Below are 14,547 nucleotides of genomic sequence, written 5' to 3' on the forward strand. Positions count from 1 at the left end.
GCCTGGTCGCGATGCGCGAGCTGAACACCCGGCTGCGCACGAAGTCGTTCGTCCTGGGCACCGCGGTGATCCTGGTCGTGCTGGCGGGTTATCTCCTGTTGCAGGCGTCGCTGTTCAGCGGGATGGACACCAAGCGGGTCGGGCTCGCCGGGCAGGCCGCGAGCATCGCCCAGCCGCTGCGCGAGCAGGCCGACGCGTTCGGCCTCGACGTCGAGACCACCACGGTGGCCGACCCGGCCGCGGGGCGGGAGCAGGTCGCCGAGGGTGAGCTGGACGCACTGGTGACCGGCAGCGCCGCGGACCTGACCGTGGTGGTGGACAAGAGCCTGGACGACCAACTGCGCGCGGCGCTGGGCGGCATCGCCAGGAACGAGGTGCTGAGCGCGAAGCTGGTCGAGGCCGGGGTGAACCCGGACCAGGTACTGGCCGACGTGGCCGCCACCCAGGTGCGGGTCATCCCGCTCGAGCAGGAGGACGACACCAACGGCCAACGGCTGGTGATCGGCCTGATCATGGTGTTCCTGCTCTACATGAGCATCGTGACCTACGGCAGCCTGGTGGCGCAGGGCGTCGTGGAGGAGAAGGCCAGCCGGGTGGTGGAGATCCTGCTGTCCACGGTGCGGCCGTGGCATCTGATGCTGGGCAAGGTGCTCGGCGTCGGGCTCGTGGGGCTCACCCAACTGCTGATCCTGGCCGGTGCCGGGCTGGTGATGGCCACGGCGACCGGGGTGCTGACCCTGTCCGGCGTCGCGGTCGGGACCATCCTGTGGGGGCTCGTGTGGTACCTGCTCGGCTACTTCCTCTACGCCACGGTCTACGCGGGTGCCGGATCGCTGGTGTCCCGGCAGGAGGACGCGCAGTCGGTGCTGACCCCGGTGTCCATGGTGCTGATCATCGGCTTCGTCGTGGGGCTGAACCTGCTGATCCAGGACCCGGACAGCACCGCGAGCGAGGTCGTGTCGATGATCCCGCTGCTGTCCCCGGTGCTGATGCCGGGCCGGATCGCCACCGGGGTGGCTCCGCTCTGGCAGATCGGGCTGTCCATCGTGCTCACCCTGCTCACGGTGGCGCTGTTCACCTGGCTGGCCGGAAGGGTCTACCGCAACGCCGTCCTGCACACCGGCGCCAGGATGAAGCTCCGCGACGCGCTGAAGGGCTGAAGGGCTGAAGGGCTGAAGGGCCGGCACGACTCGGGAACGACGAAGGCCACCGGCACTCGAGCCGGTGGCCTTCGTCGTTCGGGCGACCGTTCTCCGGTCAGCGCTCGCTCATGGGGAGGTAGTCGCGCTCCTTGGCGCCGACGTAGATCTGCCGCGGGCGGCCGATCTTGGTCGCCGGGTCCTGGATCATCTCCCGCCAGTGCGCGATCCAGCCGGGCAGCCGGCCCAGCGCGAACAGCACGGTGAAGTACTTCGTCGGGAAGCCCAGCGCCCGGTAGATCAACCCGGTGTAGAAGTCGACGTTCGGGTACAGCTTGCGCTCGACGAAGTAGTCGTCGGACAGCGCCGTCTCCTCCAGCCGCTTGGCGATGTCGAGCAACTCGTCGTTGCCACCGATCTTGCCGAGGATGTCGTCGGCGGTCTTCTTGATGATCTTCGCGCGCGGGTCGTAGTTCTTGTAGACGCGGTGCCCGAAGCCCATCAGCCGGACACCCTTCTCCTTGTTCTTCACCTGCTCGACGAACTTGGCGACGTCGCCGCCCTCGGCCTGGATGCCCTCCAGCATCTCCAGCACGGCCGCGTTCGCCCCGCCGTGCAGCGGGCCGAACAGCGCCTGGATGCCGGCGGAGACGCTGGCGAACAGGTTCGCCTCCGACGAGCCGACCAGCCGGACCGTCGAGGTGGAACAGTTCTGCTCGTGGTCGGCGTGCAGGATGAACAGCATGTCCAGCGCCTTGGCCACGTCCGGGTCGACCTCGTACGGCTCGGCGGGCAGGCCGAAGGTCATCCGCAGGAAGTTCTCCACCAGGCCGAGGGAGTTGTCCGGGTAGAGGAACGGCTGGCCGATCGACTTCTTGTAGGCGTAGGCCGCCAGCGTCGGCACCTTCGCCAGCAGCCGGATCGTGGACATCTCCACGTTCGGCTCGTCGAACGGGTTCAACGAGTCCTGGTAGAAGGTGGACAGCGCGGAGACGGCGCTGGACAGCACCGGCATCGGGTGCGCGTCGCGCGGGAAGCCGTCGAAGAAGCGCTTCAGGTCCTCGTGCAACAGGGTGTGCCGGTTGACCCGCGAGCTGAACTCGCGCAGCTGCTGCTCGGTGGGCAGCTCGCCGTAGATCAGGAGGTAGGAGACCTCGATGAAGGTGGAGCGCTCGGCCAGCTGCTCGATCGGATAACCCCGGTACCGCAGGATCCCCTGCTCGCCGTCGATGTAGGTGATGGCGGAGCACGCGGCACCGGTGTTGACGAAGCCGGGATCCAGGGTGATGTAGCCGGTCGAGGCCAGCAGCTTCCCGAGCTCGATCCCCGGGGCGCCCTCGACGGGTTGGACCACCTTCAACTCGTGCTCGTCGCCGGTCGGCAGGCGGAGCACGACCTTTCCGGCTGTCGCGTCGGACATACGGGTCCCTCTCACGGTCACACGGGACGGCGGCGCCCTCGGGTTCCGCGGGCCGCCTCGCCGGCACGCCGAGGGAGTGGCCCTCGCCGCGCACCGCCCCGCTGGGGTATGAGTTCGTACCTACGCTAGTCGACCGGGCCGCTCACGCGCAGCCGTTGGGTTACCGGCAGCTAACCGTTTGGGACAAGGTTCACACGCGCGAGCGGATCCGGCGGGCGATCAGCACTGGGCGAGGTCCAGTTCGGCCGCCGCCGGCGGTTCGGCGCCTCTGCGGGAGACGGTGATCGCGGCGGCCCGCGCGGCGAACCGGAGCGCGGCCCGCCACTCCCGCTCCCCGAGCGAGGCCGGGTCGGCGACGCGGTGGCCGTGCAGCCAGGCCAGCAACGCGCCGTGCACGGTGTCGCCGGCGCCGATGGTGTCGACCACCCTGGCCGGGACGACCGGCACCCGCACCGACACCCCGGTCGCGGTCAGCACGGACAGGCCGCCGGCGCCCCAGGTCAGCACCACCGCCCGCACCCCGGCGTCGTCCACCCAGGACCGTGCGGCCGCCTCCGGGTCGACCCCGTCGGCCAGCCAGGCCGCGTCGTCGACCGACAGCTTGAGCAGCCCGACGTCGGGAAGCCAGGAGGCGAAGCGGGCGCGGTAGGCCGGCGGGTCGGCGATCAGGTCGGCGCGGATGTTCGGGTCGAGCACGGTGAGCGTGCCGGCCGCCGCCGCGCGGCGCAGCAGGACCTCGTAGGTGCTGGCACCGGGTTCGAGCACCATGCCGAGGGTGCCGAGGGACAGGGCGGACACCTCGGCCGGCAGCGGGCCGGGGTCGGCGACCAGCCGGTCGGCGGTGCCTTCGGTGTAGAAGGTGTAGCGGGCCGTGCCGTGGTCGTCCAGCGCGACCACCGCCAGCGTCGTCGGCTCGGGCCCGCGCTGCACCAGCGAGGTGTCCACTGTGGAACTGTGCAGCCGACGGAGCAGCGCGTCGCCGAACCGGTCGGTGGACAGCCGGGACAGGAACGCGACCGGCGCGCCCAGCCGACCGGCCGCGAGGGCGGTGTTGTACGGCCCGCCACCGAGCCGCGGCCACAGCGGCCGGAGCCCGTTCTCCACAGTGGACATCTCAGCGAACGCGTCCGGCACCAGGTCGACCAGCGCCTCACCACCCACCACGATCACCCGGCGATGCTATCCCACCGGCGAGCCACCGCTATACCGCCGAGCAGCAGCTCCGCCAGCGCGGTGAACGCCTCGGCGTCGGAGACGCCGGTGCGGGCGCGCACCACGCCGGTCTGGATGGCCTCGACGAGGACCCCGGCCATCTCCGCGACCAGCCCGGCGTGCACGTCGCGGAACACGCCGTCGGCCACGCCCCTGGCGATGAACTCCCGAATGCGGTCCGCGGCGGCGTGCGAGTTCCGCTCGTAGGTCTGCCGAGCCGGCGGGAACTCCGCCACGTCGCGCATGAAACCCGCCGACGCCCGGTTGAGCTCCTCGGACACTCCGGCCAGGTAGACCTCGATGACCTCGCGGGCGTCGTCGACGCCGGCGATCCGCCGCTCGATCCGCTCGGTGGCGCCCTTGAAGAAGTGGCCGACCACCCGCACCGCGAGCTGCTCCTTGCTCGGCGCCAGCGCGTACAGGGTCGACTTCGAGCAGCGCATGCGGGCCGCGAGGTCATCGAGGGTGAACGCCATGAACCCCTCGGCGAGGAACAGCTCCTCGAGCGCGGCGAGCAGGGCCCGCTGCCGGGCCGTGGGGCGGCGCCGGGCGGGCGAGGATCCGGTGTGCACGCGGCGAGCGTACGCGGAGCCCCTGCGCACGCCGCTGATAGTACTGCGAACGGACCTGCAGTACCATTTTCGGTACCGAACCCTGCTGTTACCCCGGAGGACGTCATGCCGGCCGACCGCCTCTTACCCACCACCGAGGCCGAGGACCTCGTCGCGCTCGCCAGGGAGATCGCGCGGGAGGAGCTCGCGCCGATCGCCGGCGAGTACGAGGAGGCCGGCCGGTTCCCGCGCGAGCAGTTCCGGCTGCTGGGCAAGTCCGGGCTGCTCGGGCTGCCCTACTCGCAGCGCTGGGGCGGCGGCGAGGTGCCCTACGAGGTCTACCTGCAGGTGCTGGAGGAGATCGCGGCCGCGTGGATGTCGGTCGGGGTGGGGCTGAGCGTGCACACCATGTCCTGCTTCGCGCTGGCCCATCACGGAACCGACGCGCAGCGGGACCGGTGGCTGCCGGCCATGCTGGAGGGTGGCCTGCTCGGCGCGTACGCACTGTCCGAGCCGCACGCCGGCTCGGACGCCGCCGCGCTGTCCACCCGGGCCCGGCGGGAGGGCGACGTCTACGTGGTCAACGGCACGAAGGCGTGGACCACCCACGGCGGCGAGGCCGACTTCTACACCACGATGGTGCGCACCGGGGAGACCGCCGACGGGAGCAGGGGCATCAGCTGCCTGCTGGTGGGGGCGGACACGCCCGGGCTGTCGGCGGCGCCGCCCGAGCGCAAGATGGGCATGACCGCGTCGACGACCGCGCAGATGATCTTTTCGGACGCCCGGGTGGACGCCGACCGGCTGATCGGGCACGAGGGCGAGGGGCTGCGGATCGCGCTGTCGGCGCTGAGCTCGGGGCGGCTGGGCATCGCCGCGTGTGCGGTGGGGCTCGCCCAGGCCGCGCTGGACGAGGCGGTGGCCTACGCCAGGCAGCGGAGCCAGTTCGGCCGGCGGATCATCGACTTCCAGGGCGTGGAGTTCCTGCTCGCCGACATGGCCGCCGCGGTGGACAGCGCGCGGGCGACCTACCTCGACGCCGCGCGCCGGCGCGACCGCGGACTGCCGTTCCGCCGCCAGGCGTCGGTGGCCAAGCTGGTCACCACCGACGCGGCGATGAAGGTGACCACCGACGCCGTCCAGGTCCTCGGCGGCGCCGGCTACACCCGCGACTTCCCGGCCGAGCGGTACATGCGCGAGGCCAAGGTGCCGCAGATCTTCGAGGGCACCAACCAGATCCAGCGCCTGGTCATCGCCCGCGAGCTCAAGCGATCCTGACGACCACGAGAGCTCCGTTCGGAACGGCGAGATCTCCGTTCGGGACCGCGAGTTCGACGTTCGGGCCCGGCTGGGACACCCTGCACGGATCAACACCCGGGAACCACCCCGGAACGGATATCACCCGGTGACGACGCGGATGCCCCAGCTGCCCCGCCACGACTCGCCGGGGTCGAGGTGGATCAGGTCGGTGCCGGAGTTCAGCGCGTCGGCGGGGCAGGTCATCGGCTCGACCGCCACCGCGCGACCCCGGCCGACGAGGTCCGCCGGGGTGAACACCTGCACCCATCCGAATGCCGGCTCGGTCCACACGTCCACCGTGGTGTCCGCGTGCGCGAGCAGGTGGTGGTACCGGCCGTCGGCGCCGGCTCGCAGCCCGGTGAACGTCGTGTCCAGGTCCAGCTCGCCGACCCGCCGCCCCTCGCGCAGGTCGTACCCGGTGCCCGCCACGTCCTGCTCCGGGCCGTAGGGCAGCTGCTCGTCGGGCAGGTGGGGCCGCACCCGCGTCGCGGAGAGCGTGAGCGTCAGCTCGTCGGTCGGCACGTCACCGATCCGGAGGTACGGATGCGTACCCACGCCGAACCCGATCGGCTCGGTGCCCTCGTTGCGCACCTCGTGGGTCACGGTCAGCTCGCGCGGCGCGAGGTCATAGCTGACCACCGCGTGCAGCGGCACCGGCCAGCCCGGCTCGTCCACCACGTCGACCGTCATCGTGATCGCCGACTCGGCGTGCTCGACCAGCCGCCACTCCTTGCGCCGCACCAGGCCGTGGATGGCGTTGCCGCGCGGCGGCTCGGTGACCTCCAGCCGCTGCGGCTCACCCCGGTGGGTCCAGCGCGCGTCCCTGGTGCGGTTCGGCCACGGCAGCAGGACCTGGCCCGCGCCCTTCGGCGGCGACTCCTCCGGGTCGAACGACTCGACGTACGGCGTGCCGCCGATCTCGAACGCGCGCAGACCGGCCCCGATCTCGGTGACCACGGCACGGGCACTGCCCCGAGTGAGCTCGAACTGTTCGCCGGTGCGATACGCCATGCGCGCGAATGTACCGGCCGGCTGGATGACCGGTCGTGCCACCAAGGGGGCCCTGGTGGCGGCCGGGGGACGTGGCTAGGAGAGCTTCTCCGGGTGCATCTCCGGCGGCTCCCGATGGCTGGCCCGCATGAACAACCAGTTCACTCCCCAGAGCACCACGCCGACGCCGAGCAGGATCAGCGCCACCGTGTAGTCCCGCCATGGGCGCCCGGACAGCCACGGGATCACCAGGTAGAGGCAGCACAACGCGGCCACGACGGGCAGCACGGTCGGCGCCCGGAAGTGCTCGTGCTCCACCTTCTCCCTGCGCAGCACCAGCACCGCCACGTTGACCACGGCGAACACCGCCAGCAGCAGCAACGCGGTGGTGCCGCCGAGCACCCCGATGTCCACGGTGGACACCAGCACGGCGGCGATGGCGCTGGTGAACACGATCGCCACCCACGGGCTGCGGCGGAACGGGTGCACGGTGCCGAACACCGGCGGGATGATCCGCTCGTTGGCCATGCCGTAGAGCAGCCGGCTGGCCATCAACATGTTGATCAGCGCCGAGTTGATCACGGCGAACAGCCCGATCGCGGAGAACACCTCGCGCGGGAAGCCCGGCGCCCCGACGTCGATCACCTTCAGCAGCGCGCCGCTCTTGGCCTCGGCCAGCTCGCCCGCCGGCACCAGCAGCGAGGACGTCACCGACACCAGAATGTAGATGGTGGCCGCGATGACCATGGCCCACAGCATGGCCTTCGGGAAGATCCGCGCCGGATCCTTGCATTCCTCGGCCATGTTCACCGAGTCCTCGAAGCCGACCATCGCGAAGAACGCCAGTGACGTCGCGGACGAGATCGCCACCAGCCACGTCTGGTCCTCGGTGTTGAACTCGGTGAGCCGGCCCGGCTCACCGTTGCCGTTGAGCACGGCCCAGACCCCGATGCCGATGATGATCGCCAGGCCGGACAGCTCGATGAGGGTGAGCACGAAGTTCGTCTTGACCGACTCGCTCACCCCGCGAAAGTTGATCAGGCCGAGGCCGACGATGAACAGCACCGGCACCACCCACGGCCACCACGGCAGCTCGACGAACTCGGCCAGGTAGGTGCCGCCGAACGCCACCGCCGCCGAGGACGCCGAGGTGATCCCGGAGGACATCACCGCGAACGCGACCAGGAAGGTCAGGAACGGCCGCCGGAACGCCTTGTTCGTGTACAGCGCGGCCCCCGCCGCCCTCGGGTACTTGCCAACCAGCTCGAGGTAGCTGAACGCGGTCATGAACGCCACCGCGAAGGCCAGCAGGAACGGCAGCCACAGCGCACCGCCGACCCGCCCGGCGACGACGCCGGTCAGCGCGTAGATCCCGGTGCCGATGATGTCGCCGACCACGAAGAACAGCAGCAGCCTCGACCCGATGACCCGCCGGAGTGCCGGCTGCCCGGTCGCCGTCCGATCGCTCGTCGTATCCGCCATGGCGGCAGAGTCTGCCGCATCGGTCAGGCCGGCGACAGGGCGGCACGGAAGTCAGTCGTCGGGGTCCGCCGCGGCGCGATAGCGCCAGAACGCCGGCAGCAGCGCCACGGCCAGCACCAGCAGGACCACGACCAGCGCGCCGCCACCGGTCGCCGCGGCCGCGGTGCCCACCCCCGCCGCGGCCCACCCGTGAGTGAGGTCGGCCAGCCGCGGCCCACCCGCGACGACCACGGTGAACACGCCCTGCAGCCGGCCGCGCATCTCATCGGTGGTGGCCGCCTGCAGGATCGCCGTCCGGTAGATCGAGCTGACCATGTCGGCGGCACCGCCGAGCGCCAGGAACGCCACGGCCAGCCACAGCGACCCGGACAGCCCGAAGCCGACCACCGCGAGTCCCCACACCCCAACCGCCACCACGACCGCGGCGCCCTGCCGGCGCACCCTGCCCACCCAGCCGGACATCAGGCCGGCCAGCAGCGCGCCGATCGGGATCGCCGCGAACAGCCAGCCGAGCGCGGCGCCACCGCCGGGCGGATCGCCGAAGGTCCGCTCGGCCATCTCGGGGAACAGGGCGCGGGGCATCCCGGCGATCATCGCGATGAGGTCGACCACGAACGAGGCGAGCAGCACCTTCCGCGCCGCCAGGTAGCGGAACCCGTCGACCACGTCGCGCAGGCCCGCCCTGCGCACCTGCCCGGACAGCGGCGGCATCGTGGGCAGCCGCCACACCGCCCACAACACGAGCACCAGCGCGACGGTGTCCACGAGGTACAAAGTGGACAAACCGACCACGGGGAGCAGCGCGCCGGCGGCCAGCGGGCCGAACACCGCGCCGAACATCATCATCGTGCCGGTGAGCGCGGCGGCCGGCGGCAGCAGGTGCTCGGGCACGAGCCGCGCCACGACCGCGTTGCGGGTGGGCATGTTGACCGCGAAGAACGCCTGGTTGACCGCCAGCAGCAGGAGCACGACCGCCACCGAGTCGAGCGCCAGGAACGCCTGCAGCCACAGCAGCGCCCCGCTGACCGCGATGCCGACGTTGCTGACCAGCAGCAGCGTCCGCCGGTCGACGGTGTCGGCGATCGCCCCGCCCCACAGCCCGAAGACCAGCAGCGGGACCAGGGCCACCCCGCCGGCCAGCCCGACGTAGCCCGAGGAGCCGGTGATGTCGAAGACCTGCTTGGGCACCGCGACCGCGGTGAGCTGGCTGCCGATCGAGGTCACCACGGAGCTCAGCCACAGCCGGCGGAACGCCGGGACGCGCAGCGGTCGGGTGTCGATGACGACCGAGCCGAGCAGCGTGCGGCTCCGCCGCGCCGACCCCGTTCGCACGGCGGCAAGCTTAGCGGGGCTAACTAACCTTTCACAGGTGACTTTCCCGACGCCGCGGGTCGGCCGCCGGTGAGGTCAGGGGGCGACCCGCTCGATCCGCCAGCCGTCGTCGTCGCGGACGTAACGCAGCCGGTCGTGCATGCGGTCCTCGCGGCCCTGCCAGAACTCGACGACCTCCGGCCGGATCCGCCAGCCACCCCAGTGCGGCGGCACCGGCACCCGCTCCACGTCGGCGAACTGCCGTTGCACCGCGTGCAGCGCGTTCTCCAGCGACCGCCGGCCCTCGACGACCCGTGACTGCGGGGAGGCCCACGCGCCGAGTTGCGACCCGCGCGGCCGGGACGCCCAGTAGGTGGCGGTCTCGGCGGCGCCCACCTTCTCCACCTCGCCGCGGATGTTCACCTGCCGGTGCAGGGCCAGCCAGGGGAAGGTGGCCGAGGCGTACCGGGTGACCGTCAGGTCATGGCTCTTGGCCGAGGTGTAGTTGGTGTAGAACACCACGCCGCGCGCGTCGAGGCCCTTGCACAGCACGGTCCGGGACGAGGGCCGGCCCTCGGCGTCGGCGGTGGCCAGGACCATGGCGTTCGGCTCGGCGGCCCCGGCGGCGATCGCGTCGTTCAACCACGCCTGGAGCTGCTCGGTCCAGGTCGGTGCCAGCCCGGACTCGTCGAGCGTCACGCTGTCGTAGGAGACGCGCATCCCGGGCAACCGTACGGTGACGTCCTCGACCTCGGCCACGTCGTCTACTTCCGGCATCGTCCGCCAACCTCCGCCCACGCATACCCCGACGGGCCGATCCGGCCCGTGCAGCCGACGGTATGCCTTCGGCGGCGGCGGGGAAACCTCTCGTTCGGTGACACCCGACACTCAGTGTGCTCGCGGCCCCGGCGCGCCCCTGGTGATGGCCGCCAACGTCATGCCCTTGATCTCCTCGGCGACGGCCGCGACCGGGTACGGCGGGTCGTGCGCCTGCCACTCGCGCAGCAGCCCGGTGACCGCGCCGACCACGGCGATCGCGGTCAGCCGGTAGTCCCGCCGCGGCGCCAAACCGTCCTCCGCCGCGCGGCCGGCCTCGGCCTCGATGAAGTCCGCCCATCGGCCCACCCACTCCTGGTGCTGCGCCTCCAGCGCGGCGCTCACCCCGACGGCCTCGACGTAGTTCAGCCGGGGCAGCCGGGGGTCGGTGGTGACCGCGCCGACGAAGGCGTCGACCAGCCGGCCGATCCGGGTCGGCGCGCCCGCGTCGGCCAGGTCCGCCAACTCGGCCCGCACCCGGTCGAGGGCGAGCTGATTGATCCGCGCGTGCAGCTCCAGCAGCACCTGCTCCTTCCCATCGAACTCCTCGTAGAAGTTGCGGGTGGACACCCCGGCGCGGGAGCACAGGTCGGCGATCTTCGTCGCCCGGTAGCCGGTCGACGTGAACTCGGCGAGCGCCGCGAGCAGCAGCCGTTCCCGACGCTCGGCACGCCGCTGGTCGACCGTGACGCCCCGGTAAGTCCGACCCAGCTGGGTCATCGAACCTCCCCTGTGTCTCGCGGGCCACCCGCACCCGGTCTGTCTCGCGGGCCACCCGCACCCGGTCTGTCTCGCGGCACACCCGCACCCGGTCGGCTCCCCGAGCGCCGCTCCGCAAGCTCCCCACGCTCACCCGGGAGAGCCTCCAGAAGACGGAACATGCGGTCACCAGCCTTGCCGAAATGGGCCATTCGGTCTACATTGCGGAAATCTCAGTTACCACTGTAGCCCGCATCACACCGGAGGACATCGTGGTCCGACGTCTCCTGGCCCCGCTGCTGCTCGCGGTGGCCCTGGTCGCCGCGCCCGCCGCGCCGATCGCCACCGCCGCGCCGCCACCGCCCCCACCGGCCGAGGACCCCTTCTACGTCCCGCCCGACCCACTGCCCGGCGCGCCCGGCGACGTGCTCCGGCAGCGGCAGGTCGACGTGTACGCCGAGCCGCTGCGCGTGCTGCCCGCGCCGGTGCGGGCGTGGCAGCTCCTCTACCGCTCGACCTCGGCCACCGGCGAGCCGAACGCCGTGTCCGGGATCCTGCTGGTGCCGCCGGTGCCCTGGTCGAACGGACCGCGGCCACTGGTCGCCTACGCCGTCGGCACGCACGGCCTCGGCGACTCCTGCGCGCCCTCCTACCGCCTGGCCACCGGAACGGAGAACGAGGTCGTGCTCATCGCGCAGGCCCTGACCAGGGGCTGGGCCGTGGTGCTGACCGACTACGAGGGCCTGGGCACGCCCGGCACGCACACCTACGCCACCGGCCAGTCCGAGGGCAGGGCGCTGCTCGACGCCGCTCGGGCCGCCCAGCGGGTGCCCGAGGCCGGGCTTGCCGCGGACGGGCCGGTCGGGCTGTTCGGCTACTCGCAGGGCGGCCAGGCCGTGGCGTTCGCGGCCGAGCTGCACCCGAGCTACGCGCCGGAGCTGCGGGTGGCCGGCGCGGCCCCCGGCGGGGTGCCGGCCGACCTCGTGGAGGTGGCGAAGTTCAACGACGGCGGGCCGGCGTTCGGGCTGGTGATCGGCGCGGCGACCGGGTTGGCCACGGCGTACCCGGACGTGCCGTTCGAGGAGATCCTCAACGACCGGGGCCGCGCGCTGGTCGAGCGGGTGAAGGAGGCGTGCACGGTGGAGCTCGGCGCGGCGGCGCCGTTCGGCCGGTTGGCGCAGTTCACCACCGTGCCCGATCCGCTGGACGACCCGCGCTGGCAGGCGCGGCTCGCCGAGAACCGGGCCGGGCAGCACGCGCCGAGCGCCCCGGTGTTCCTCTACCACGGCACGCTCGACGAGCTGATCCCGTACCGGGTCGGGCGCGACCTGCGTGACCGCTACTGCGACCGCGGCGCGACGGTGCGGTGGCAGCCGATCCCGCTCGCCGAGCACATCGCCGGGGTGGCCGCGGGCGGGCCGATCGCGATGGAGTGGCTCGGCCAGCGGTTCGCCGGGGCACCCGTGGTCGACTCCTGCGGGGCGCGGGCGGAGTAGGGGGACGGCGGTCGGCATCCGCGGGGCAGGGCGGGTGCCGACCGCCGTTCACGCGGGATTTGCCGTTCGAATGGCCCGGCAGGCTGAATCGTTCTCATCCCGTGCCCGTCGATACAATCCGCCCGGAAGTAGCCCCTCACCAGGGGTGACAGCGGCGAGACAGTCCGGCTACTTCCGCTCTCTCTGGTATGCGTGACCGAAAGCACGACAGGTTTCGATTGCTACCCGCGGGTGAAGAGGAGCACTGTTTGTCCGAACGTGCGATGAGGCGCGCCGTGCGTGTCCCCCTCTCGCATGTGGGACCACACCTGTCAGGGAACACGCGTCGAAAGGTCGATCCGGTGACTACGTCAGTGCCTGTCTCGAACGGTCGGACCACCTCGGAGCCGGACGACGGATTCCGGCCTGGCCTGGAGGGCGTGGTCGCCTTCCGCACGGAGATCGCCGAACCGGACCGGGACGGCGGAGCCCTGCGCTACCGCGGGGTGGACATCGAGGACCTCGCCGGCGCGGTGACGTTCGGCGACGTGTGGGGGCTGCTCGTCGACGGCCGCTTCGACAACGGCCTCACCCCCGCCGAGTCCTTCCCCATCCCGGTGCACACCGGTGACGTACGGGTGGACGTGCAGGCGGCGCTGGCCATGCTCGCACCCATCTGGGGATTCCAGCCACTGCTGGACATCGACGACGAGACCGCGCGTGACCAGCTGGCCCGCGCCTCGGTGATGGCGCTGTCCTATGTGGCGCAGTCCGCCCGCGGCCTCGGGGTGCCGGCGGTGCCGCAGTCGCGGGTGGACGAGGCGACGTCGATCACCGAGCGGTTCATGGTGCGCTGGCGGGGCGAGCCGGACCCCGCGCACGTGAAGGCCGTCGACGCCTACTGGGTGTCCGCCGCCGAGCACGGCCTCAACGCCTCCACCTTCACCGCGAGGGTGATCGCCTCCACCGGCACCGACGTCGCCGCCGCGCTGTCCGGCGCGATCGGGGCGATGTCCGGCCCGCTGCACGGCGGGGCGCCGGCCAGGGTGCTGCCGATGATCGCCGAGGTGGAGCGGGTCGGCGACGCCCGCGCGGTGGTCAAGGGCATCCTCGACCGCAAGGAGCGGCTGATGGGCTTCGGGCACCGGGTGTACCGGGCCGAGGACCCGCGGGCCAGGGTGCTCCGCCGCACCTGCCGGGAGCTGGGCGCCGAGCGGTACGAGGTCGCGGCGGCGCTGGAGCAGGCCGCGCTCGCCGAGCTGCGGGAGCGGCGGCCGGACCGGGCGATCGAGACCAACGTCGAGTTCTGGGCCGCGGTGATCCTGGACTTCGCGGAGGTGCCGCCGCACATGATGCCGGCGATGTTCACCTCGGCGCGGACCGCCGGCTGGGCCGCGCACATCCTCGAGCAGAAGCGGACCGGCCGGCTGGTGCGCCCCTCGGCGACCTACGTGGGCCCCGGGCCGCGCAAGCCCGAGGAGGTCGAGGGCTGGGACTCGGTCGCCGCGCGCTGAGCGCTCCGCTCGAGCCGTTCGACCCGCGCGACGAAGTCCGCCACCGCGGGGTCGTGGCCAGCGGTGGCGGTGACCATGGCGACGAGCTGGTCGACCAGCCACCCGGCGAGCTCGGCCCGGGGCGGGACGCCCTCCTCCAGCCAGCTCAGCAGCGCGCCCTCGACCACGGCGGTCCAGCAGCGCAGGGTCACCAGCAGCATCGGGCCGGGTTCGGTGACCCCGACGTCGGTCAGGATCACCGCGACGGCACGGTCGCGCACCTCGTCGACCACGGCGTCGGTCTCGGAGGTCGCGATGACCGAGCCGCTGCGCAGCAGCGCCACGTAGCCGGCGCGGTAGGACTCGGCGACCTCGATGAGCCCGCGCAGGGCGGCGCGCAGCCGGTGCAGCGGCGGGCCGGGCTCGCGGTGGGCCAGCCGGTCGATGAGCCCCTCGGTCACCGAGCGCAGCGCGGCCAGGTGCAGCTCGCCGATGTTGGCGAAGTAGCGGTAGAACAGCGCGCGGGAGACGCCGGCGTGGGCCACGACGTCGTCCACCGAGACCCGCTCGGGGCGGTGCCGGCCGAACAGCTCCAGCGCGGCGGCGATGAGGTGCTCGCGGCGGGCCTGCGGGGACATCCGCCGCGGGGCGCGGCGGATC

General features: G+C 72.2%; 13 protein-coding genes. 4 read left to right on the forward strand and 9 right to left on the reverse strand.

What is annotated here, in order from left to right; translation table 11 throughout:
* The first annotated feature begins 11 nt into the window (after window positions 1-11).
* Window positions 12-1,160, forward strand: a complete 1,149-nt coding sequence (locus tag BM051_RS07960) for an ABC transporter permease (RefSeq protein WP_092529673.1) — start codon at window positions 12-14, stop codon at window positions 1,158-1,160.
* A gap of 97 nt (window positions 1,161-1,257) precedes the next feature.
* Here the strand turns inward: BM051_RS07960 and BM051_RS07965 are convergent, their stop codons facing one another.
* The 3 genes from BM051_RS07965 to BM051_RS07975 all read right to left on the reverse strand — a co-directional run bounded on the left by BM051_RS07965 (window position 1,258) and on the right by BM051_RS07975 (window position 4,343).
* Complete coding sequence (locus BM051_RS07965) at window positions 1,258-2,559, reverse strand: citrate synthase (RefSeq protein WP_092529353.1); 1,302 nt, start codon at window positions 2,557-2,559, stop codon at window positions 1,258-1,260.
* Window positions 2,560-2,778: 219 nt separating this feature from the next.
* On the reverse strand, window positions 2,779-3,729 hold the full coding sequence (locus tag BM051_RS07970) for a carbohydrate kinase family protein (protein ID WP_092529354.1): 951 nt from the start codon (window positions 3,727-3,729) through the stop codon (window positions 2,779-2,781).
* Window positions 3,726-4,343, reverse strand: coding sequence for a TetR/AcrR family transcriptional regulator (locus BM051_RS07975; protein WP_279587015.1), 618 nt, complete (start codon window positions 4,341-4,343; stop codon window positions 3,726-3,728). The genes BM051_RS07970 and BM051_RS07975 overlap by 4 nt, the downstream gene beginning before the upstream one ends.
* 105 nt (window positions 4,344-4,448) lie before the next feature.
* On the opposite strand from BM051_RS07975, the gene BM051_RS07980 reads away from it, so the two are divergent.
* Window positions 4,449-5,600, forward strand: a complete 1,152-nt coding sequence (locus tag BM051_RS07980; protein ID WP_092529355.1) for an acyl-CoA dehydrogenase family protein — start codon at window positions 4,449-4,451, stop codon at window positions 5,598-5,600.
* Between the two features lie 120 nt (window positions 5,601-5,720).
* Here BM051_RS07980 and BM051_RS07985 read toward each other — a convergent pair whose 3' ends face one another.
* The 5 genes from BM051_RS07985 to BM051_RS08005 all read right to left on the reverse strand — a co-directional run bounded on the left by BM051_RS07985 (window position 5,721) and on the right by BM051_RS08005 (window position 10,931).
* Window positions 5,721-6,632 carry an aldose 1-epimerase family protein gene (locus BM051_RS07985; RefSeq protein WP_092529356.1) on the reverse strand — a complete coding sequence of 304 codons (912 nt, stop codon included), beginning with the start codon at window positions 6,630-6,632 and terminating at the stop codon, window positions 5,721-5,723.
* Between the two features lie 75 nt (window positions 6,633-6,707).
* The gene (locus BM051_RS07990) at window positions 6,708-8,093 is read right to left on the reverse strand and encodes an APC family permease (RefSeq protein ID WP_092529357.1); all 1,386 of its coding nucleotides are present in this window, start codon (window positions 8,091-8,093) and stop codon (window positions 6,708-6,710) included.
* Between the two features lie 51 nt (window positions 8,094-8,144).
* Entirely contained in the window at window positions 8,145-9,425 is a 1,281-nt protein-coding gene (locus BM051_RS07995; RefSeq protein WP_243859223.1) for an MFS transporter, read from the reverse strand.
* A gap of 75 nt (window positions 9,426-9,500) precedes the next feature.
* A complete protein-coding gene (gene pdxH / locus BM051_RS08000; RefSeq protein WP_092529358.1) occupies window positions 9,501-10,181 on the reverse strand; it encodes a pyridoxamine 5'-phosphate oxidase in 681 nt (226 codons plus the stop codon).
* A gap of 111 nt (window positions 10,182-10,292) precedes the next feature.
* Window positions 10,293-10,931, reverse strand: a complete 639-nt coding sequence (locus tag BM051_RS08005) for a TetR family transcriptional regulator (RefSeq protein ID WP_092529676.1) — start codon at window positions 10,929-10,931, stop codon at window positions 10,293-10,295.
* Between the two features lie 260 nt (window positions 10,932-11,191).
* Here BM051_RS08005 and BM051_RS08010 point away from each other — a divergent pair, with 260 nt between their 5' ends.
* Together BM051_RS08010 and BM051_RS08015 are read left to right on the forward strand one after the other, a co-directional pair.
* Window positions 11,192-12,415, forward strand: coding sequence for a lipase family protein (locus tag BM051_RS08010; protein ID WP_424923221.1), 1,224 nt, complete (start codon window positions 11,192-11,194; stop codon window positions 12,413-12,415).
* A 353-nt stretch (window positions 12,416-12,768) separates the two neighbouring features.
* Window positions 12,769-13,908, forward strand: a complete 1,140-nt coding sequence (locus tag BM051_RS08015; RefSeq protein WP_424923222.1) for a citrate synthase 2 — start codon at window positions 12,769-12,771, stop codon at window positions 13,906-13,908.
* Here the strand turns inward: BM051_RS08015 and BM051_RS08020 are convergent.
* Window positions 13,842-14,525, reverse strand: a complete 684-nt coding sequence (locus BM051_RS08020) for a TetR/AcrR family transcriptional regulator (protein WP_092529677.1) — start codon at window positions 14,523-14,525, stop codon at window positions 13,842-13,844. The two genes, BM051_RS08015 and BM051_RS08020, sit on opposite strands and share 67 nt — an antisense overlap.
* Between the last annotated feature and the right edge of the window lie 22 nt (window positions 14,526-14,547).

It is taken from the genome of Amycolatopsis arida (assembly GCF_900115565.1).
In the GTDB taxonomy this organism is placed as follows: domain Bacteria; phylum Actinomycetota; class Actinomycetes; order Mycobacteriales; family Pseudonocardiaceae; genus Yuhushiella; species Yuhushiella arida.